The organism is Marinobacter sp. M1C, from assembly GCF_023314135.1.
GTDB lineage: Bacteria > Pseudomonadota > Gammaproteobacteria > Pseudomonadales > Oleiphilaceae > Marinobacter.
The window spans coordinates 2,072,271-2,091,864 of sequence record NZ_CP092289.1; the positions used below are offsets into that span (position 1 = coordinate 2,072,271).

Genomic DNA, 19,594 nt, shown 5'->3' on the forward strand with positions numbered 1-19,594 from the left:
GGTGCTACCGGCAGCTAATAATCTGATCGGCGAGGTCAGTCAGTTCTGCTGCAACCAGGTCGGGAAGGGGTACGCCAGGCGCCGTCAGAATAGCGTTGTAAGGGCGTGTTAAAAACGCACCGCGGCAACCGGCTGCCTGGGCGCCTATGGTGTCCCAAAGGTGACAGGCGACCAGGCACAAGTCTGAGGTCTCGACAGACAACGCCTTCGCGACCAGGCGATAGGTTTCAGGGGCGGGTTTGAATTTACCGGTCTCCTCGATGCTGAAGGTTCGCTCAAAAAAGTGACTTAATTCCGCCTTTTCCAGCGGGGTGGGCGAAGCGCCGCTGGCCGAGTTGGTCAGGGTTACCAGTCTGAAACCTGCATCGCGCAGCCGGGTAAGAGCGGGAATAGCGTCCGGATGCGCCGGCATTGTACTCATCCGCTTTTTCAGCTCCGCAATATCGTCATCCCCAATGTCCACCTGGTGAATGTCGGCGGTCATTCGCAATGCGCCCACGCCAAGCTCTCCAAAGGGCGTGTAAAGACCGGACAGAGTCATTGTCTGTGAATAAAGCACCAGTGCCGAAAACCATTCCCTCAGCACCTGTCGATCGCCGAACACGCGATGAAATAAAGGCTCCAGAGTCGTTATATCGAGAAGTGTTTCATTCACATCAAACACAATAATGGATGGAAACTTCTTGTTGGGCATGAGCATTCTCTTTTGGGTTACAGTATTAATCGCGGAGACGAGACATCAGTTCATGGCTAGTTGGGCATCTGTGCGTTTACAGCTTAAGAATTCAGACGTTGCCAACCACTCGGGATCCGGGTAGTAGGTAAACAGATACTGGTTTTCTTTCAGACTATCGATCAGTTTGATGGCGACTTCCTGGCGAACCGCGGGGCAGCCGTGGCTGCGCCCCAAACGCCCGGTTTGTTCTATGAAGTTCTCGCTGACGTAATCGGCACCGTGAATCACGATGGCCCGCTGGTAGGCCAGGTCGTTTACGCCTGCCTCCAAGCCTTCCAGGCGTAATGAATAGCCGTTGCGGCCACGATAGCTGTTAAGCGTGCGAAACAGGCCGATACTGGATTGATAGCTTTCCGGAATGTTCGAAAATGACTTGGCCTCGGCATTGCCCGAGCCCCGGCCATGGGAAACAAGCTCTTTAAATAGCAGTTTCTGGCGTTTCAAATCAAACACCCAGAGCCGCTGCTCAGTGGATGGCAATGAAAAATCAATGACGGCAAGCCTCTCGGCATCGGGTTGGGCGCAGGCCAGTGCCCGCGCTGCCAGGCGCAAGACTTGAGGATTGGCTTTTGGTGCCAGCTTTGCCAGCGTGTTGTTGAGGCGAGTTTGCTGGGCTGAAGGCGTTGCACTATTAGAAGTTGCAGTATTAACGGTCGCGTTTTTTGCTGGTTTGTGGGAGTTGGCGGCCATGGCATTGTGGCCCCCCAGAATTATTTGACTACACAAAGCTGCGCCGAGCAGCCATCGGTTTAAACGTATCATCGGCATTCAGAAAATCCGTATTAAAGGCAGGATCTTACCTGACGTTGGACTGTCTTACTGGTAATGGCGGATCATGCTGTCATTATAAAAGCGGAGCATCCGGTTTTCCGCAAGGTCCATTATTATAATGATAGAAGCTGAAATAGCCAGATTTCCGCTGGCACATGGAGGAACTGTATGCTAAGGCGCTATGCGCTAAGCCGCGTTTTGTTGCTGCTTGCATTGTGGCTGGGCGTTGCTTGCCACAGCGTGGCTGTGCAAGAAAACAGCGAACCAGACGAAGTTTTTGCGGTCTATCTATTGTCTGAAACCGAGGATTTACGCGCTTTTTACGCGGCCAGAGACGGTCGATTTGTGTGGCAGCACAGCGAATCAGTTGCGGCTTTTGCGGCTGCACTCAATACCCTGCAAAGTGATGGCCTGAATGTAGCCGACTATCAACCCGGCGCCATTATGGCGCGTTATCGTGAACTGCAGACACCGTATACGACAGCCGGTGATCGTCTGCGCTTTGAACTGTCAGTGAGCCGAATTCTGTTGACCGCGTTGACGCACCTGCAGCGCGGCAAGGTGGACCCATATCAAATTGATCCTCAGTGGGAAATACCGGTGTTGGCGCGCGCTTTGGATTATCAGGGGATTTCCGAGGCGGTAGATGCGCAGCGTTTTGAACAGGCGTTTTCCCTGGCACGGCCGTACGCTGCGCCCTACCAGCGCCTGCGTGCAGGGCTGGCATACTATCGCAATATCCAGATGGAAGGCGGCTGGCGGCAGTTGCCGCAACGGAGTCAGTCACTAAGGCCGGGCGATGTCGACGCCGATGTCCTTCTGTTGCGCCAGCGATTGGCGATGATAGGAGGCCCGGGCCTACAAAGCGCCATGCCTGCTGGCCAGCAGGACCTTCAGGCTGCGACTCTTCTTCAATATGATGAAACCCTGGTAGAGGCCGTGCGCCTTTTTCAGCAGCATCATCTGTTAGAGACTGACGGTATTGTGGGTCAACAAACCCGAGACGCGTTGAATGTTTCTGTTGACGACCGTATTAACCAGATTCGAGCCAACCTGGAGCGCGCTCGCTGGTTGTTACACGGCGAAGCCAGCGCTTTTATTCTGGTGGATATTGCCGGTTATCGCATCAGCTACTTTCGCCCCAACGGTAAAATCTGGCGTTCGCGGATTGTGGTTGGCCAGCCCTACCGCAGCACGCCGTCGCTGCGGTCCGAGATCACCCACTTAACCGCCAACCCAACCTGGACAGTGCCGCCGACCATTTATCGGGAAGACTCGTTGCCAAAAATCCGCGACGACATTGGCTATCTTTATCGCCAGAATTTGAGCGTGCTTAATCTTCGGGGGCAGCGCTTGGACCCGCAACAGATCGACTGGTGGAATCCCGGTAGCATTATGCTGCGCCAGGATCCGGGCCCGACGAACGCGCTGGGACAATTGGTTCTGCGTTTTCCTAACAATCACTCGGTGTACTTGCACGATACGCCTGCGCAGGCACTATTCGGGCGCCAGCAGCGGGCATTCAGCTCGGGTTGTATTCGGGTGCAAGGCATCACGGAGTTGGCACAACTGCTGTTTGACGACACCGACACGGCTGCGGATGTAAAAGCATTAATTGCGACTGGAGACACTCGCAATATTAACCTGCGGCGCGCGATGCCGGTCATATTGCATTATTGGACGGTACACCCGGGCGAAGACGGCGAGCTGGTGTTCCGCCCGGATATTTATCGACAAGATGCCAGATTACAGCAGGCACTTGACCAGCCTTTGGAGCCGCAGGGCTGGTTCGAGTTTACTCATTTGACGCCAAGTGAGTTCGTATCAGGTCCGCCAGTTGACGTGCCGGTTCCGATGGCCGTCCAATAGAGCGGTGCAGGGCGATTTCAACGGATTGTAACGCTGGCATGCCACTGCGCTCGTCAATCACCCGCAGTTGATCGGTTAGCATGTTGCGGGTTACCACAACCACCGCCAAACCGGCTACTACAACCGGTAAAAGGCCGGTCATGGATTGGCTGGAATAGGCCATGCGCCAGCTCCGGCCTGCAGAGGCCAGCGACGCTTCAGCAACATCACGAAACACGTCTGCGCCCGGCGAATAAAGCGCCAGCGGTATCGGGTCGGCCAATGATGGCTGCGCGGTGGCGCCAACGGCCCATACCAGCGGTTCGCGGCGAATCACTTCACCGCCCGGTGAACGCACCTGGCGCGTTACCACCGCCATATCCAGATCGCCATCCTGTACCTGCTTCACCAGATCAACGCTGGAGCGGCAAATAACCTGTAACTGAATCGCCGGATATCGCTGACTGAAGTGCGATAACACGGAGGTCAACAAAAAGGCATAATCCTCGGGAATGCCCAGGCTCAGCTCGCCGGAAATCTGCCGGCGCTGAACGTCGTCTACCGCTTCACTGTTCAACGCCAGCATTTTCCGCGCGTACCCCACCAGCTTTTGCCCCTCCGCTGTCAGGCGAATTTTACGCCCTGCGGGTTCATGCAGGGCAACGTCCAATGATGCTTCCAGCCGGCGCAGCTGCATGCTCACAGCCGATTGTGTGTAAGCCAGGCGTTCAGCCGCCGCGGTCACGCTGCCGGCGTCGGCAATCGCGACCAGCGTGTGCAACATGTTCAAATCCAAAATGCGCCGTCTCAAATCATCAATTCCTGTTAGGTTATCAATCAAAAAATGTCGATTTTGTGATGTGTTGAAAGTGTATAGGGTTAAGCCCTGTCTTGCTAATTCACCAGCGCAAAGGGAGCACTAACCGTGAGCAGCCACTTCATTGCTTTACATCAACCTCTTTACGTCAGCGTTTTTGCGGCGCTTGTTGCCGTTGTTCTATGGGCGATCGCGCCGCTGCTGGTGGATATCGCAAGCGCGGTACCTCCGTTTCGGCTGGCAACAATTGCTCTGTTAAGTGGTGCTGTGGCGGCTTTGCCCACGACGTTGTGCAAGCGCAAAAAAGCGCAAATTAAACCCATGCAATTAACGCTGTCGTTCAAGTGGAAACTGGTGATTTACGGATTGGTACCTGCGCTGATTTTTGGCGCTGTGGCAAGTTATCTGGTGGGAATGGGTAAGGCGCCTGCTGCGGAGGCTGCGTTGATTACGTACACCTGGCCCATACTGTTTATTGTGCTCAGCCAATGGATGTTTCATCGGCGTATTCCATTGCCAGTCATCGTCGGGGCCGGTATTGCATTTTGTGGCGCAGCGGTCTTGATAGGGCCCGATTCTCTAGGATCAGGCGCTAGCGCCCATTACTCCGGTTATGCACTGGCACTGTTGGCCGCTTGTTGCTGGGCCTTGTATTCGTGGATTTGCCAGGCGGCACCGGTGGCAATTACACCGTTGATGCCATTGCTGTTTCTGGTTGCAGGCGCCGGAGCGGCAACCGCTGACACCTTGGCTGGAAGCGCACCGGGAATGCCTACCGGTGGCGCATTGTTGGCCGGCATCGCTCTTGGCCTTGGGCCTTATGGGCTTGCTATGGTGGCTTGGGATTTGGCTTTGCGCACCGGGCCTACTGCGTTGATTGGCAGCTTGGCTTACGCGGTGCCGGTATTGGCCGCGGTGCTGTTGGTTGTTGCCGGCATTGCCGCCCCGGACTGGCGTTTGCCGGTGGCGGCGTTGCTGGTAGTGGCGGGCTCATTGGTGGCGTCGATGAAATATGGCCGCCAACAATCGGCCTAGATTTAATCACGCTATTATCAACCCGCTTAGAACCAAACTTATTGCTTGATAGCTTCAAAACCAAAACGCAGGGTAACTTCGTCGCCCACCATGTCGCCATCAAGGCCGTAGGTCATGCCCCATTCGCTGCGTTTCAGGCTGGTTTCGGCGCTAATGCCCAGCGTGTATTCCTCGTGCCCGAACGGGTAAACCGCCGATTTGTTGAGTGTTACGTTTAACACAACCGGATTGGTTTGGCCGAGCATGGCCAGGTCTCCAGTGACCTGGCCGGTGTTATCGCCGGTGGTGTTGAAATCGGTCACAGTGAAAACGATGTCGGGGTGCTTGGAACTGTCGAGGAAGTCTTTTTTGGTGACGTGCTCATCGCGCTTTTTGTGATTGGTAAACACACTGTCGCTTTTAAATATCAGTTTGCCGGAACTAAGCTCTCGGGTTTCTTCATCATAGACAAATTCACCTTCTATCTCGCGGAACATGCCCATCACCGGGGCATAGCCGACGTGCATAATTTCAAACACCATGGAAAAGTGCTCATCATCAACCTTGAAATTGGTCGGCTCAGCGTGAACCAGCGGGGCTGAAGCCAAACAAGCCGGCACTAGAACAGCGGTAGCAATTCGGCGCAAGGATAGGAAAGCGATTTTGGAAGTACGGTTTTTCTCAATGTGTTTCATGTTGTTCTCTCCATTATCTTCTCCGTTGATAGAGCCAATATATGTCTAGAAAAAACGACCAGGTTAACAGTAACAGCGCCGTTGCCAGCGACACGCTGACAAGCAGGGAAGGCGCTGGCGGCACAATCGCCACCATTAACGTGACAATCTGCCATACGCACACTGTTTTGCGGCGAAAGCTCGGCGGTAGCGGCTGGTTCATCCAGGGCAGAGCCCAGGCAGCCGCCACAAAGCCATAACGCATCAGGCCCAGCGCCAGCACCCAGGCGCCAGCTTTGCCAATGGCGAAAACCATCAGGCACAGGCCAAGAATAAACAGGGCGTCCAGTTCCATATCGAATCTGGCGCCGAACTCACTGGCGCTGTTGGTGCGCCGCGCCAGTTGGCCGTCTACGCCGTCCAGTATAAGTGCCAACAAAGCTGCAACGGCATACCACCAAAGGTTGTTAACCGACAGTTTAGCGCCTGCGGCCACAGCGCAGGCAATGGCAATCAACACAATGATCATGCAACCGCGCAGCAGAGTTGCCCGATTGGCCCAGCCAAAATTTAGGTGTGACGGCCAGCGTGTCAGCACACTCGCTACAATAGCACCATAAAGAATGATGGTTACCGCAGTGGCCAGCGTGGCTGCTGCCCGGGTTGACGCAACAGGTGGAATCACCAGTGCAAACAAAACCGCCATTACAACGGCACTCCACAGCAGGTCCATCCATGGCGCAAGGCCCTGCGCCCGCGCTTGGGGTGCTGAATTCATCAGTGAACTCCATCAAGAAATCTGTAGACTGTTTAGCTTTTAGTATAGACACAAGGAGTACTGGATGAGTTCCATAAATGATGGCTCATCGCACACAGCGACACGGGCATTCTGGATTACCGCCGCTGGCGAAGGGAAAATACTGAACACGGTTCTGAATAGTCCGCCAGGCACGAATGCAAGTACCAAAGACAATGAGGTAACGGTGCAATCGTTGTACTCCGGTGTCAGCCGTGGCACCGAATCTCTGGTGTTTCACGGCCGAGTGCCTGCCAGCGAATACCAGAGTATGCGCGCACCTTTTCAGCAGGGAGATTTCCCTTGGCCGGTCAAATACGGCTATGCCAATGTTGGACGGGTTGTTAGCGGCCCCGAGGCGCTAGCCGACAAGACGGTCTTTTGTCTGTACCCCCATCAGCAGCGTTATAAAGTGCCTGCCGCGGCCGTTATGCCTTTGCCGCCGGGGTTACCTGCGGCTCGTGCGATTCTGGCTGCTAATATGGAGACCGCCGTAAATGGCCTTTGGGATGCCATGCCGGGCGTGGGCGACCGTATTGCGGTGGTGGGCTTAGGGGTTGTTGGCTTGCTTGTAGCCTGGTTAGCCAGCCGCATACCTGGAACCCGGGTAGTCGCTTTGGACACCAACCCGGGTCGCGAGGCAGTGGCGCGCAAGCTGGGCTTAACCTTTGCCAGCCAAAGCAGCGCGGATGATTTTGACCTGGTGATTCATGCCAGTGGCCAAAGCGCCGGCTTGGCAACAGCTCTAGGCTTGGCAGGTCCGGAGGCAACAGTGGTGGAAATGAGCTGGTACGGCGACCAGCCCGTTAACGCACCCCTGGGCGCGGCCTTTCATCCCCGTCGCCTGACCCTGAAATCCAGCCAGGTGGGTGGGATTAACCCGCTTCGCCAGCCGCGCTGGGATTATCGCCGTCGCCTGACGCTGGCTCTGGATTTACTGCAAGATCCGGTGTTGGACGCTTTGATCAGCGCAGAAACCCCGTTCGAGAAAATGCCGCAAACCATGGCGCAAATTCTTGCCCCGGGTGATGATACGTTATGCCATCGAATTCGTTATTAGTCATAGTTCGTTACAGATAGCTCTTCATAGACAGTTCTGCACAGTAGGCTATTCACTTTAGGCTTTGCCAAAGGAGATTTAAATGTACAGCCTGACCGTTCGCGATCACATCATGATTGCCCACAGTTTTAACGGCGAAATTTTTGGGCCGGCTCAGAAAACCCACGGCGCTACTTATATCGTTGACGTTAGCTTTGAGCGTAAGACGCTCGACCATGACGATTTGATTGTGGACATTGGCCTGGCTTCGGAGCAGCTGAAAGCATTGCTGGCGGAGTTCAACATGAAAAATCTGGACGACGTGGAGGAATTTGAAGGCCGCAATACCACCACCGAATTTATGGCAAAAGTCATATTCGAACGACTTGCCACAGCAATTCGGGCCGGCCAGCTGGGGGAGTCAGGCAAGGGTGTTGAAAGCGTAAAGGTAACCTTGGCGGAATCCCATATTGCGTGGGCCAGCTACCATGGCGACATTTGAATCCAGCCACGAACTGCTGTTTGTTGTGCCGGGTGATCCGCAACAGAACACCGGTGGTTATCGCTACGTGCGCGAGTTAGTAGCCGCGCTAAACAAAGCCGGCGCGTTAAATCAGCCCGGTACAAGCGCACGAATAACCGGGTTGCCCGGCCAATTTCCGCAGCCCGACACCGTGGCATTGTCTGCCATGAACGAGTTGCTTGCGAGTGCGGCAGAGCAGTCTTGGGTGGTGCTCGACGGACTTGCCATGAGCGCCATGCCAGAAATACTGGAAGCACACCGGTCGAGGCTGAATCTGGTCGCGTTGATTCACCATCCGCTGGCCGATGAAACCGGCCTGAGCTCGCAGCAGCAAGCCTGGTTTTTTGCTGCTGAAAAGCGGGCGCTGGCGGCGGTGCCCCATGTTATAACCACCAGCCGCTTCACTGCAGAACGCCTTCGGGGCTTTGACGTGGCGCCAGACCGAATCCACGTTGCTGAACCGGGGGTTGAAAAGCGTGCGTCTGCTGCGCCGGAACACTCTGCTAATGGCAGGGCTGAAGGTGCGAAAACGATACGGTTGTTATGCGTCGCGCAACTGTCGCCGCGTAAGGCCCAGCATCAGTTGGTCGAAGCTCTTTCCGGGTTGAAGGAGCTGCCATGGCAGTGCGTTTTGGCGGGCGCTTGTGACCGCGATCCGCACTACGCCGAGCAGGTGCGCCAGCAGATTCAGCAGGCTGGTTTGTGTTCGCGTATTACGCTGACCGGCGAGGTGGATGGCGATGCGCTGGCAGCGCTTTACAACAACACCGACGTTTTTGTGTTGCCGTCGCTGTATGAAGGTTATGGCATGGTAATTGATGAAGCACTGGGTGTTGGTTTGCCGATTATTTCCTCAAACGGTGGCGCTTTATTGCACACCGCCGATCGCCCCGGCGTTGCGATGTACCACGCGGGGGATGTGGCAGCGTTGCGTGAACGTTTGGTTATTTGGATAACCAACCCTGACGTCCTTGCGCAAGCCCGCCTTAGTGCCGAATCCGAGTCGCGGCTTGTGCGCACCTGGGCTGATACAGCCGCTGCTTTTACGGCCGCGCTTGCCCATTTTCAAAGTCATCACCCACATACCGAGTTCAGCGCTGACTGGCTCAGCCTGCGGCAGCCGGCGGATTATAAGGCGCGGTCGCATAACCTTAATACCATGTTGCGTGATTGGCTAAAACAGCAATCGGGCGACCAAGTTGAGCCACTTCCGCCAACGCTGGTCGATCTGGGGACCGGGCTGGGGTCCAATGCCGGGTATTTGGCCAAGGTACTTGATAGCCCGCAGACGTGGCTTTTGATCGACCAGGACACGGGTCTGTTGGCAGCCGCAGCAGCGCGACTAGAGCCGCTGGGCCTGAGCGTTGAAACCCGGGCTTTACAGCTGTTACCACAGACGTTTGCCGGGCTATTACCCACACAGACACGCCTGGTGACTGCATCGGCGCTGATTGACCTTGTGTCGGCCGAATGGTTGCAGGCGCTGGTGAAAGAAGTCGCGGACAAACGCGCGGCCCTATTGGTTGTGCTGAGCTACGCCGGACGCTTCGAACTTATCCCCCAGCACCCTGATGACGACCTGCTGCGCGTACTGGTTAATCAACATCAGCACGGCGACAAAGGCCTGGGAGCGGCACTGGGGCCAAGCGCCACCGCAACGCTGACCGCAGAACTACAAAGCTGTGGTTATGAGGTGCACATCGCCGCCAGTGACTGGCAGCTGGGTATGGATGCAGGTGAACGTGAAGGTGATGGTGCAGATGAAGGTAAAGAGCATGCTGAGCTGGCGCGCCAGCTGATGCGCGGTTGGGTCAATGCCGCCATCCAGCAGGATTCGGATCAAAGCGCGCGCTTAAGGGTCTGGTTTGACGCCAGAGAACGGCAGCTGGGCACAGGGGAGTTGCGCATTAAAGTGTGCCATGAGGATCTGCTCGCGTTGCCGCCAAGGGTCGGGTAGCGATGTCTGCTACGGCAAAAAAGGGTGGGCGGGGCAGCGCTGCCTGGCGATGGCTGACGAGTGCAATTTTGCTTGGCACACTTTTTCTGTTGGTGGATACCACGGCCCTTTGGCGGGAGTTGCAACGAATTCCGCTCTGGGTGGTACTACCGGCCGTTTTACTGAGCGTGGTTCAGGTCGTCATTTCTTCCTGGCGCTGGCGTTACACCGGCAAACGCCTTGGCTTGAGCATCGGCTTAGGTGATGCCGTGCAGGAATATTACCTGGCCACGTTTATAAACCAGGTTTTACCCGGCGGCATTCTGGGGGATGTGAGCCGTGCGCTGCGCCACGGCGCCAAAGCCGGCAAACGACAAAAAGCGGCCCACGCGGTGGCGATTGAACGGTTGTCTGGGCAACTGGTTTTGGCGCTGATGGTTGGCCTGGGCCTGGTCGTGCTTTGGCAGGCAAATGTGTTCAAACCGTCGCTGGTGGGCTCTTCTGCTGCAATTGGCTGGCTGCCCATTATTTTGCTGCTGGCAATAGCGTGCGGTTTGCTGTTACTACGACGGTACAACGCCCGATTCAAATCTTACCTTTTGGCCTTCCGTGACGACGTGCACCAGGCGTTGTTCAGCTGGCCAGCTTTGCCGCTGCAGCTGATATCCTCGCTGTTGGTTATGGCCAGTTATCTTGCGGTTTTTTTATTGCTGGCGGTGGCTGCGGATTACGTCAACAGTGCCGCTGCAGCGGCTGTCATTCTGGCTCTGTGCACAGTGTTATTACTGAGTATGGTCGTACCATTGACCGTGGCCGGTTGGGGAATCCGCGAGGGCGCCGCGGCTTTGTTGTGGCCACTGGCGGGGCTGCCGGCCGAGCAGGGCGTGGCGCTCAGTGTTGGCTACGGTGCGCTGGTGTTTATCGGCAGTTGCCCCGGCGCCCTGGTGCTGCTTAAAGGCGGCCGCGATTTGAGTTGAATTCCAGGGCAAACAGCATATCGGAACCCAAATTGACCATGGTTGCCTGGGGCCGCAACGCATCGTCGAGTTGATCAATTTCGGGCAGTGTAAACGCTGGCCGACCGCTACCGATGATTATTGGCGCCACCATCACGTGCAATCGGTCCAGCAATTGCGCGTTCAGAAATGCCGATACAGTCACTCCCCCACCTTCTATGAATATTTTGTGCAAACCAAAATCTGCCAGCACTGCCAGTATCTGCGCGGGGCAAACGGGTTGTTGGTTGTGACCCAGGCAAGGAACTTCTAAAACACCCCGTTGCAGCTTGGGTTTCGGGCCGGGTTGGTAATCGCCGGCGATCAGCCGAAGCGTTGGGGCTGCGTTGTCGGTAAACAAGTGATGACTGGCGGGCACCCGGCGGCGGCGGTCGATAACCACGCGAATCGGATTGTCACCAGAGGTGCGTCTGACCGTAAGCTGGGGGTTGTCGGCAACGGCCGTTCCAGCGCCCACCACAACCGCGTCTGATAACGCCCTTATGCGATGTAAGTGAGTAATACCATCGTTACCATTAATAAATCGCGAATGGCCGCTCACCGTGGCAATGCGGCCGTCCAGGCTTTGGCCTAGTTGTCCGATAACCGATGTGGTCCGGCCCTCTGCCAGTGGGCTTGCCAAAGGTAAAAACAAATCAAACAGCCGCTGTGCCTGTTCGTTGGCAGGCCGCAACAAGCGCCAGTTCCCGCCGGCTTCAGACAAGGCAAGCGCGGGCACGGTGCTGTTTGGGATAGGCAAAATAACGTTGGCACAATCCCGAGCCTGCAGTATAAGTTGCCACGCTAAGTGGGTGTCCAGAAGTGGGGAATTCATAACCAGTCTATTCATAGCCATTCTATCCATAACCAGTCGGTCCATAGCCAATCGGTCCGGTTGCGTTGGCTTTATCTAAACAGGGAAAGCGCGCAAGGTACACCCGCCCACGCTAAATAATGCCGGAACTGCGCAAAACAAATACCCCTATTGTAACGGTTACACTGGCAAACAAAGTGGTCAATCCGATAATGTTTGCGGCCAGGCGGTCGTTCCCCCCTAACGCTTTAACCATCACAAAACTGGCGGCTGCCGTCGGGCTGGCAAAAAACAGGAACATTAAGCCCAGTTCCGCGCCGCGAAAGCCCCAGAGCCACGCCGCTGTTGTGGCCAGCGCCGGAAGCGTTACCATTTTCATCAGGCTGGCGCCCATCGCCGTGCGGCTGTCGATGCGAATGGAGCTCAGTGATACGGTCGCGCCAATGCACATAAGCGCCAGCGGCAAGGTAAGCGAGGCAAAGTAATCCCCCGATGTCATTACCCAGGCGGGCAGTTCCAGATTCAGCGCGGCGACTGGAATGGAAATAACCACTGAAATAATCAGCGGATTGCGCAAAATACTATGGAAGATTTTTCCTGGGCTGGCGCTTTGGCCTTGCTGATAGGCCAGCAGTACCACCACAGACAAGACGTTGTAGGAAATAATCACCAGGCCCAGCAGAATGCCACCGGCAGACAAACCATAATCGCCGTACAGATTGGCCGCTAGAGCCAGCCCCACGACGCCACAGTTGCCGCGGAATGCCCCCTGCACGTAAACACCTCGGTTTTCCCGACGCACGCGGAAGTGCGCCCACACCCAGGCCAGGCCAAAGGTGCCAACGGTCGCCATCAAAAAGAACACAAGCAAACCGGGATTCAGAGCGATGCTCAGATCCGCACGGGTAATGCTCAGAAAAATCAGCGTTGGCAATGTTGCTTTGAACACCAGGGCCGAAGCGGTATTGACGAACGCATCATCTATCCAATTAACGCGGCGCAGCCCCATGCCAATAAAGACCATGATGAATACCGGCAGTGTGGTTTCCAGGGTTCGGGCAAAGTTATCCAGCAATTCCATAGAGGTGTTTTCCAATGATTCCGGCCCGGTCATTCAGAACGCTATGACTCAGAACGCTATGACTCAGAACAGACCGGCCTGTTGAATGGCCATATACGGAAGGGTACCCGCAGCGATAGACAGCAGGGCATTGCGGCGCCAAAGGTGAACCAACGCCACCAGAACGCCGGGGATTAGTGCGTCCAGACCAACAACCGGTACCGACCATGTCGCCGAACGTTGTAAAAATATGATAGCCAGCAACGCCATAACAGCGGCGGGTAAATAGCGCCCCAGGTGTTTGATGAGGGGGTGTTCGGTATGGCGCTCGAAAAATACAAACGGAATGATGCGGGTGGCGAACGTTGCTAGCACCGTTACTGCTATAAAACTGGACAGATAGTAGTTTTGAAACAGGTTCTCAGCCATGAGTTGCCTCCCCGCTGCGATTGCGGGCCAGAGTGTCTCTGTGGCGGCGGTATTGCAGTAACAATACCAGTGAAACAATCACAATAGCTCCGATGAGTTGGTGCGGTGCTGGTAGGACGGCCATAGCCACCCCGGCGGCCAGAGCACCCAGCCAGAGCGGGAAGGTTTCACCCAGGGCTTTGTACTGCTCAATAGTTAGCACAATGAACAGCGCGATCAGCGCAAATTCAATGCCGGTGCTGTTGAAGGCAACGCTGTGCCCCAAAAACCCACCGGCTGCACAGCCAACTACCCAGTACAACTGGTTCAGTAGGGTAATGCGAAAATCCGTATGCAACTCCTGCTCACGGGTTTCGGTGCGCTGGCGGCTGGTGAGAAGCGAGTAAGTTTCATCGGTCAGGCCGAATATCAAATACAGCTTGCGCCAGCCAGCGCCGCGAAATTGCCCTAACAAAGACAAGCCATAAAACAAATGCCGGGCGTTGAGCACAAACATTGCAATAAATACCTCCAGCAATCCGGCATGGGCGGCCAGCAAACTGACAGCCAGTATTTGCCCTGCACCGGCGTAAACCAGCACGCCCATTAGCGGGGCTATCCACCATGGGTAATCAAGCTGTGTGGCAAACAGCACGCCAAACGCCATGCCCAGCGGCAAATAGCCGAATAGGATTGGCAGGGTGAGTCGAAACGCAGAGGGAGTCATTAGCATCCAAACTATTTTAGAGGCGGCCATGATAGTCAATTTAAAGCCCAGATTGAAGAACCAAAAAACCGCGACGAAGCATAAGCTTCGCCGCGGTTTTCGGGTGGATCACTTCATACTCTACGATCAGCTTTTCGCCGCATCCGCTGCGCGGACTTTCACGTAGCTGCCAGGGGCATCTTCCAACGCCTTCAGCTTACCGTCGCCTGGGACGCGGGCAGGAACCTGGTCGCCTTGATACTGCGCCAGCCACTCAACCCAGTGCGGCCACCATGAACCAGGGTGCTGCTCGGCTTCTGCCAGCCAGTCGTCCGGATTTTCTGGCAATGTATCCACATTATTGGTCCAAAAACCGTACTTTTCTTTGTACGGTGGGTTAATAATGCCGGCAATGTGGCCGGAGCCGCCCAGCAAGAACTTCACTTTTCCGCCGTGAGCCTGAGCGCCGGTGTAGCAGGATTTCCACTTGGCAATGTGATCCTGGCGTGCGGCTATGAACATAGACGGCACGTCAATATCCTGCAGATTATTGGTCTCGCCACAGAATGTCAGCGAATCCGGTTGCACCAGTCGGTTGTTCAGATACATTTCACGCAGATAAGGTCCGTGCAGAGCCGCGGGCAGGTTAGTGCCATCGGTGTTCCAGTACAGCAGGTCAAAGGCCGCTGGTTTTTCGCCTTTCAGGTAGTTTTTGGTCCAGAAAGACCAGAACAACTCGTTTTCCCGCAGCAGATTGAAGGTGAAGGCCATCGCGCGGCCATCCAGGAAGCCCTTCTTGTTCATCATCTTCTCGATGCCCGCAAGCGAACGATCGTTGATGTAAATGCTGATGCCGCCTGGATCAGTGAAGTCCAGCAGCGTGGTAAAGTAGGTAACGCTGACGGTTGGTTTGCGGCCTTTTTTCTTCAACCAAGAAAGGGTTGATGCCACCAGGGTGCCACCAACGCAGTAGCCAATAAGGTTCATTTTCGCTTCGCCGGTCGCTTTGGTAACGTTGTCCATCGCCGCTACCACGCCTTTCTGCATGTAGTCGTCCCACACCAGGTCTCTCTGGCTGGGCCCTGGGTTTAGCCAGGAAACAACAAATACGGTTTGACCCTGATTAACCAACCACTGAATAAACGAGTTGCGAGCGGTCAAGTCCAGAATGTAAAACTTGTTGATCCAGGGCGGCACGATTAACATCGGGCGCTTTGCTACGGTTTCTGTTGTCGCGGTGTACTGAATCAGCTGAATCAGTTCGTTCTGAAATACAACTTTGCCTGGCGTCGTGGCCAGGTTGCCACCGACCTCAAACGCAGAACGGTCGGTCATACCGACGTTGAACAGCTTCGGGTTCTGGCGGTAGTCGTCAATGAATTGCTTGCCACCCGTTACCAGGTTTTTGCCTTTGCTTTCCCAGGTAATGCGCAGGGCTTCCGGGTTAGTGACCAGGAAGTTAGCAGGGGACAGCGCACTGGTGACCTGGCGCGCGTAAAAAAGCATTTGGTCGCGGGTGTCTTTGGGCAGGTTGTCCATGCCCTCTAGCCAATCTTGAAATGCTTGGGAGTTGATCAGATAAGCTTGTAACAGCAAATCAAAGGGCAAGTGCTTGGACCAGTCCTCAGCTTGAAAACGGCGGTCGTCTGATTCCGGGCTAGCCACTGCGTCCTGATCTTTACCCATTGCGCGGCTAAACGTATAGGAACCAAGCGCCAGATATTTGCGCAGCAAGTCGCTTTCTGCCGAAATCGTGCGCAACGGATTCTTGGCAACATCGGCGGCCATGGCCTTATAAATATCCGACATTTCTCCCATCATTGACAAGGTGGTTGGGCTGACCAAGCCTTTATCGCCCAGCATTTTTGCCAGTCGCTCTTGACCACGACGCACATTAGTGTCGACGACACCCGCCACTAATTTTTTGGTTTTACTTAATTTCTCCATTCCCAGCATGCAGAATTCCTCAAACGAAACAAGAACAGCCGGTCAAGCATTAGAGCCTGACCGACCGCAAAAATCTTAGTTTTAAACTAGGCGCAATTAACTTTTTTGCGTGCCCGCTTTGCCTTTTTGTGTGGCAGACTCATCCGCACTGGCTATGGATTTTTGCACTTTTTCGCGCGCTTCGCTGGAATAATCCTGCCATGCTTTCATGTCGGCAGTAAATTGCTCGTTCAACGCTTTCAGCGTCTCGCTTTGCTCAGAAGCCAGACTCTTCAGGCCGTCCAGATCACGAACCTCAGAGGCTTTTTTTGCCTGGCTCAGTGCCATTTCGGAATAGCGTTGAAATGCATTCATTTGCATCTCGGCGGCTTTGCCTAATTGCTCCAGCAAGGTTTCGTTCAGGCGGCTCGCTTTTTCGAATATATCGTTAGACATATTAAAACTCCTTTGTGGTTGGAATCAATAAAGAAACACACTTTGTATTACCGTATAATAACTTTACGCAAAAAGTGAATACCGTGAATTCATCCTTTTATTCTTTGCCATAGTATACATGCAACTAATCAAATGACGATTGAAACAATATATGGTTTTTACGAGCGTACGCCAATTAGACCTTCGATATTTATGAATCACTGACTGAGGTTTTAAATAATGAACGAGTCGCGTTCTACCGTATCTGAACAGGACCCGCGAGAAGAACTATTTGTTGTACCTGCCGATTTGCTGGCCGACGACCAGATACAGGGTCTTGTTGAAGAATACTGCACCCGCTATCACGGCCTGAACGATCAGGAAAATCCTCTGGGGGAAACCAGTAGGGTCAAGGCTGCGGTCGACAAGGGGGAGCTGGTTGTGTGGTTTGATCCAGTCACCAATACCGCCAGTTTGGACAGGCCGCAGGCCCATCATTGACAGCGTTTCGTCACGGTCGGTTGCCTATCGTGATTCGGCGTTAAACGTTACAATTGCGGCTTGAATGTTAACAGCTGTGTGTGAGGTGCATATTGATCAGAGTGTTACTGGTAGACGACCATGACCTGGTTCGATCAGGGATTTCACGCATGCTGTCTGACAACCCGGACATCGAGGTAATCGGCGAGGCTAAAAATGGTGAAGATGCCATTGAACAGGTGCGCCGTAACCCACCCGATGTGGTATTGATGGACATCCGCATGCCAGGTATTGGTGGTCTTGAAGCAACCCGCAAAATTCTGCGATTGAATGACGCCGTTCGGGTAGTCGTGGTAACCGGTTGTGCAGATAACCCGTATCCGGTTCGGGTTATGGAGGCCGGTGCGTCCGGCTATATTACCAAGTGCGCCGATATCCGCGAGATCATTCGTGCTGTGCGCAAAGCCCACGCCGGACAGCGCTACATCAGCCCGGAAATTGCGCAGCAAATGGCGTTGGGGCAGAGCAATGAAGATCACCCGGAACTGACGTTGTTCAAACGTCTTTCCGAGCGGGAACGTGAAATAGCGTTGATGGTGGTGAATTGCAGAAAGGTTCAGGACATATCCGACGCACTTTGCCTGAGCCCGAAAACCGTCAATACCTACCGTTACCGCGTGTTTGAAAAACTTGGTATTTCCAGTGATGTTGAGCTGGCCCTCATGGTTGTACGCCTCGGGTTTCACGATGCCAGTATCGTCTGATGTGGCCGCCCCTTCGGCGGCGCCTTTTGATAGCCGGCACTTCCTCAAGCAACTTACCGAAAGGCCAGGCGTTTACCGGATGTTCGACGCCGCCGGCTCGGTGCTGTATGTGGGTAAAGCGCGCAATCTGAAAAACCGGGTTAGCAGCTACTTCCGTAACAGCGGCCTGGCGCCAAAAACCCAGGCTTTGGTGGCAAAAATCTGTTCCATTGAAGTCACCATAACCGGCAGCGAAACCGAAGCTTTGCTGCTGGAGCAGAATCTGATCAAGTCGTTGCGGCCGCCTTACAACATATTGCTGCGGGATGATAAATCTTACCCCTACATATATGTATCCGCGCACCAGGATTATCCCTCACTGACCTTTCGCCGGGGCCGTACGAAAAAAGGTGGCGGAACCTGGTTTGGGCCTTTTCCCAGCTCGGGCGCGGTTAAAGAAAGCCTTAATGTGTTACAAAAAGTATTCCGCATAAGATCCTGTAATGAAAGCTATTTTAGGAACCGAAACCGACCTTGCCTGCAATATCAGATCAATCGATGCACCGCGCCCTGTGTGGGCTATATCTCGCCAGAGGACTACCAGCAGGATATACGCCGAGCAGCGATGTTTCTTGAGGGCAAGAACCCGGTAGTAATTGAGGATCTGATGCAGGCTATGGAAACGGCCGCGGCAGAACTGAATTTTGAAAAGGCCGCCGCTTACCGCGATCAGATGAACCACCTGCGACATGTTCAGGAGCAGCAGTCGGTTGATGGTGAAGGCGGCGATGCCGATGTGATCGCCATAACCCAAGACGCGGGCATCGTATGTGTGGTGGTCATTATTGTGCGCGGTGGCAGAGTGCTGGGTACCAAAGACTACTTTCCGAGATTTATCATTGAGCAGTCTGACGGCGAATTGCTGGGAGCGTTTTTGGGCCAGTACTATTTTGCCGGAAACACCCGTCGCGAGATTCCCCAGGATATTTTGGTGAGCTCTGAACCCGAGGGCATGGCGCTGTTAGCAGAAGCTTTGTCAGAGGCAGCCAAGCGAGACACCCGCATTCGTGGTAATGTGCGCGGCGAGCGTAGGCGTTGGTTAGAGCTGGCGCAAACCAACGCCCGCCAGACGCTGCTGACGCACCTGGCCAGCAAGGAAACTGCATACCGCCGCTTATTGGCGCTAAAAGACCTATTGGACCTGGCAGAAACGCCGGCGCGCATGGAATGTTTTGATGTCAGCCACAGTCATGGCGAAAATACAGTGGCGTCTTGCGTGGTATTCGACGAAAACGGCCCATTGAAAAGCGATTACCGGCTCTACAATATTGAGGGTATCACCGGCGGCGATGACTACGCCGCTATGCGCCAGGTTCTGACCCGTCGCTACAAGCGATTGGTAGCCGGAGAAGGCAAACGGCCCTCATTGGTGTTTATTGACGGCGGCATAGGTCAGCTTAATATTGCCCGTGAAGTCTTTGAATCGTTGGAAATTACAGACATTCCACTGATTGGCGTTGCAAAAGGCGCCGCCCGACGGGCGGGCATGGAGCAGTTGATCGATGCGGTTACCGGACGGGTGTTTCGGGTGCCAGCAGATTCACCCGGGCTGCACTTGATTCAGCACATTCGCGATGAATCACACCGTTTCGCAATTACCGGCCATCGCGCACGCCGTGATAAAAAGCGCCGCCAGTCTACCCTTGAGGGAATCGAAGGTGTAGGTCCAAAGCGCCGGCGGGATCTGATACGTTACTTTGGTGGCATCCAAGAGCTGCGCAAAGCCGGCATTGAAGAAATGATTAAAATTCCGGGCATCAGCAAAGCTCTGGCTGAAACCATTTACGCAGCATTGCACGACGAATAGGCACCG

The 19,594-nt window shown here is 54.7% G+C and carries 20 protein-coding genes; 9 read left to right on the plus strand and 11 right to left on the minus strand.

All coding sequences use genetic code 11. The annotated features are described in order from the left end of the window. Positions 1-4: 4 nt before the first annotated feature. Together MIH19_RS09845 and MIH19_RS09850 are read right to left on the minus strand one after the other, a co-directional pair. Positions 5-694, minus strand: coding sequence for a haloacid dehalogenase type II (locus MIH19_RS09845; RefSeq protein WP_249008687.1), 690 nt, complete (start codon positions 692-694; stop codon positions 5-7). 45 nt (positions 695-739) lie between these two features. Next, positions 740-1,504, minus strand: a complete 765-nt coding sequence (locus MIH19_RS09850) for a murein L,D-transpeptidase catalytic domain family protein (RefSeq protein WP_249008688.1) — start codon at positions 1,502-1,504, stop codon at positions 740-742. 171 nt (positions 1,505-1,675) lie between these two features. Here MIH19_RS09850 and MIH19_RS09855 point away from each other — a divergent pair, with 171 nt between their 5' ends. Further along, the gene (locus MIH19_RS09855; protein ID WP_249008689.1) at positions 1,676-3,376 is read left to right on the plus strand and encodes a L,D-transpeptidase family protein; all 1,701 of its coding nucleotides are present in this window, start codon (positions 1,676-1,678) and stop codon (positions 3,374-3,376) included. On the opposite strand, the gene MIH19_RS09860 is transcribed toward MIH19_RS09855, so the two are convergent. Further along, on the minus strand, positions 3,303-4,166 hold the full coding sequence (locus MIH19_RS09860) for a LysR substrate-binding domain-containing protein (RefSeq protein ID WP_249008690.1): 864 nt from the start codon (positions 4,164-4,166) through the stop codon (positions 3,303-3,305). The genes MIH19_RS09855 and MIH19_RS09860 overlap by 74 nt on opposite strands. 114 nt (positions 4,167-4,280) lie before the next feature. On the opposite strand from MIH19_RS09860, the gene MIH19_RS09865 reads away from it, so the two are divergent. Further along, entirely contained in the window at positions 4,281-5,207 is a 927-nt protein-coding gene (locus MIH19_RS09865; protein ID WP_249008691.1) for a DMT family transporter, read from the plus strand. Between the two features lie 38 nt (positions 5,208-5,245). Here the strand turns inward: MIH19_RS09865 and MIH19_RS09870 are convergent, their stop codons facing one another. Both MIH19_RS09870 and MIH19_RS09875 read right to left on the minus strand, forming a co-directional pair. After that, entirely contained in the window at positions 5,246-5,881 is a 636-nt protein-coding gene (locus MIH19_RS09870; protein ID WP_249008692.1) for a YceI family protein, read from the minus strand. A gap of 13 nt (positions 5,882-5,894) precedes the next feature. Continuing rightward, positions 5,895-6,638, minus strand: a complete 744-nt coding sequence (locus MIH19_RS09875; RefSeq protein ID WP_249008693.1) for a CDP-alcohol phosphatidyltransferase family protein — start codon at positions 6,636-6,638, stop codon at positions 5,895-5,897. A gap of 64 nt (positions 6,639-6,702) precedes the next feature. On the opposite strand from MIH19_RS09875, the gene MIH19_RS09880 reads away from it, so the two are divergent. The 4 genes from MIH19_RS09880 to MIH19_RS09895 all read left to right on the plus strand — a co-directional run bounded on the left by MIH19_RS09880 (position 6,703) and on the right by MIH19_RS09895 (position 11,131). After that, positions 6,703-7,716, plus strand: coding sequence for a zinc-binding alcohol dehydrogenase (locus MIH19_RS09880; RefSeq protein ID WP_249008694.1), 1,014 nt, complete (start codon positions 6,703-6,705; stop codon positions 7,714-7,716). 82 nt (positions 7,717-7,798) lie between these two features. Beyond that, entirely contained in the window at positions 7,799-8,197 is a 399-nt protein-coding gene (locus tag MIH19_RS09885) for a 6-carboxytetrahydropterin synthase (RefSeq protein WP_249008695.1), read from the plus strand. Then, positions 8,184-10,175, plus strand: coding sequence for a glycosyltransferase family 4 protein (locus MIH19_RS09890; RefSeq protein WP_249008696.1), 1,992 nt, complete (start codon positions 8,184-8,186; stop codon positions 10,173-10,175). The genes MIH19_RS09885 and MIH19_RS09890 overlap by 14 nt, the downstream gene beginning before the upstream one ends. Before the next feature lie 68 nt (positions 10,176-10,243). Beyond that, positions 10,244-11,131: a lysylphosphatidylglycerol synthase transmembrane domain-containing protein gene (locus MIH19_RS09895; protein ID WP_249008697.1), complete on the plus strand. Its 888-nt coding sequence runs from the start codon at positions 10,244-10,246 to the stop codon at positions 11,129-11,131. On the opposite strand, the gene MIH19_RS09900 is transcribed toward MIH19_RS09895, so the two are convergent. From MIH19_RS09900 to MIH19_RS09925, 6 genes are all read right to left on the minus strand, one after another. Then, the gene (locus tag MIH19_RS09900) at positions 11,106-11,999 is read right to left on the minus strand and encodes a RibD family protein (protein ID WP_249008698.1); all 894 of its coding nucleotides are present in this window, start codon (positions 11,997-11,999) and stop codon (positions 11,106-11,108) included. The genes MIH19_RS09895 and MIH19_RS09900 overlap by 26 nt on opposite strands. Positions 12,000-12,096: 97 nt before the next feature. Further along, positions 12,097-13,044 carry an AEC family transporter gene (locus MIH19_RS09905; protein WP_249008978.1) on the minus strand — a complete coding sequence of 316 codons (948 nt, stop codon included), beginning with the start codon at positions 13,042-13,044 and terminating at the stop codon, positions 12,097-12,099. A gap of 63 nt (positions 13,045-13,107) precedes the next feature. Beyond that, positions 13,108-13,452 (minus strand): AzlD domain-containing protein, encoded by a 345-nt coding sequence (locus MIH19_RS09910; RefSeq protein WP_249008699.1) that lies wholly within the window; start codon positions 13,450-13,452, stop codon positions 13,108-13,110. Further along, the gene (locus MIH19_RS09915) at positions 13,445-14,158 is read right to left on the minus strand and encodes an AzlC family ABC transporter permease (RefSeq protein WP_249008700.1); all 714 of its coding nucleotides are present in this window, start codon (positions 14,156-14,158) and stop codon (positions 13,445-13,447) included. The genes MIH19_RS09910 and MIH19_RS09915 overlap by 8 nt, the downstream gene beginning before the upstream one ends. Positions 14,159-14,284: 126 nt before the next feature. Next, positions 14,285-16,093, minus strand: coding sequence for a class I poly(R)-hydroxyalkanoic acid synthase (gene phaC / locus MIH19_RS09920; RefSeq protein WP_249008701.1), 1,809 nt, complete (start codon positions 16,091-16,093; stop codon positions 14,285-14,287). 87 nt (positions 16,094-16,180) lie between these two features. Beyond that, a complete protein-coding gene (locus MIH19_RS09925; protein ID WP_249008702.1) occupies positions 16,181-16,519 on the minus strand; it encodes a phasin family protein in 339 nt (112 codons plus the stop codon). 219 nt (positions 16,520-16,738) lie between these two features. On the opposite strand from MIH19_RS09925, the gene MIH19_RS09930 reads away from it, so the two are divergent. The 3 genes from MIH19_RS09930 to uvrC all read left to right on the plus strand — a co-directional run bounded on the left by MIH19_RS09930 (position 16,739) and on the right by uvrC (position 19,588). Continuing rightward, positions 16,739-16,999, plus strand: a complete 261-nt coding sequence (locus MIH19_RS09930) for a hypothetical protein (RefSeq protein ID WP_249008703.1) — start codon at positions 16,739-16,741, stop codon at positions 16,997-16,999. A gap of 92 nt (positions 17,000-17,091) precedes the next feature. Next, positions 17,092-17,742: a UvrY/SirA/GacA family response regulator transcription factor gene (gene uvrY, locus MIH19_RS09935; RefSeq protein WP_249008704.1), complete on the plus strand. Its 651-nt coding sequence runs from the start codon at positions 17,092-17,094 to the stop codon at positions 17,740-17,742. Next, positions 17,726-19,588: an excinuclease ABC subunit UvrC gene (uvrC, locus tag MIH19_RS09940; RefSeq protein ID WP_249008705.1), complete on the plus strand. Its 1,863-nt coding sequence runs from the start codon at positions 17,726-17,728 to the stop codon at positions 19,586-19,588. Before uvrY ends, uvrC begins: the two co-directional genes overlap by 17 nt. The last annotated feature ends 6 nt before the right edge of the window (positions 19,589-19,594 follow it).

Coding starts and splice junctions, on each gene's coding strand:
- MIH19_RS09845 (WP_249008687.1), bottom strand. CDS start 694: ATGCCCAACAAGAAGTTTCCATCCATTATTGTGTTTGATGTGAATGAA.
- MIH19_RS09900 (WP_249008698.1), bottom strand. CDS start 11,999: ATGAATAGACTGGTTATGAATTCCCCACTTCTGGACACCCACTTAGCG.
- MIH19_RS09885 (WP_249008695.1), top strand. CDS start 7,799: ATGTACAGCCTGACCGTTCGCGATCACATCATGATTGCCCACAGTTTT.
- MIH19_RS09930 (WP_249008703.1), top strand. CDS start 16,739: ATGAACGAGTCGCGTTCTACCGTATCTGAACAGGACCCGCGAGAAGAA.
- phaC (WP_249008701.1), bottom strand. CDS start 16,093: ATGCTGGGAATGGAGAAATTAAGTAAAACCAAAAAATTAGTGGCGGGT.
- MIH19_RS09890 (WP_249008696.1), top strand. CDS start 8,184: ATGGCGACATTTGAATCCAGCCACGAACTGCTGTTTGTTGTGCCGGGT.
- MIH19_RS09870 (WP_249008692.1), bottom strand. CDS start 5,881: ATGAAACACATTGAGAAAAACCGTACTTCCAAAATCGCTTTCCTATCC.
- uvrC (WP_249008705.1), top strand. CDS start 17,726: ATGCCAGTATCGTCTGATGTGGCCGCCCCTTCGGCGGCGCCTTTTGAT.
- MIH19_RS09855 (WP_249008689.1), top strand. CDS start 1,676: ATGCTAAGGCGCTATGCGCTAAGCCGCGTTTTGTTGCTGCTTGCATTG.
- MIH19_RS09910 (WP_249008699.1), bottom strand. CDS start 13,452: ATGGCTGAGAACCTGTTTCAAAACTACTATCTGTCCAGTTTTATAGCA.
- MIH19_RS09850 (WP_249008688.1), bottom strand. CDS start 1,504: ATGCCGATGATACGTTTAAACCGATGGCTGCTCGGCGCAGCTTTGTGT.
- MIH19_RS09875 (WP_249008693.1), bottom strand. CDS start 6,638: ATGAATTCAGCACCCCAAGCGCGGGCGCAGGGCCTTGCGCCATGGATG.
- MIH19_RS09880 (WP_249008694.1), top strand. CDS start 6,703: ATGAGTTCCATAAATGATGGCTCATCGCACACAGCGACACGGGCATTC.
- MIH19_RS09915 (WP_249008700.1), bottom strand. CDS start 14,158: ATGACTCCCTCTGCGTTTCGACTCACCCTGCCAATCCTATTCGGCTAT.
- MIH19_RS09925 (WP_249008702.1), bottom strand. CDS start 16,519: ATGTCTAACGATATATTCGAAAAAGCGAGCCGCCTGAACGAAACCTTG.
- MIH19_RS09905 (WP_249008978.1), bottom strand. CDS start 13,044: ATGGAATTGCTGGATAACTTTGCCCGAACCCTGGAAACCACACTGCCG.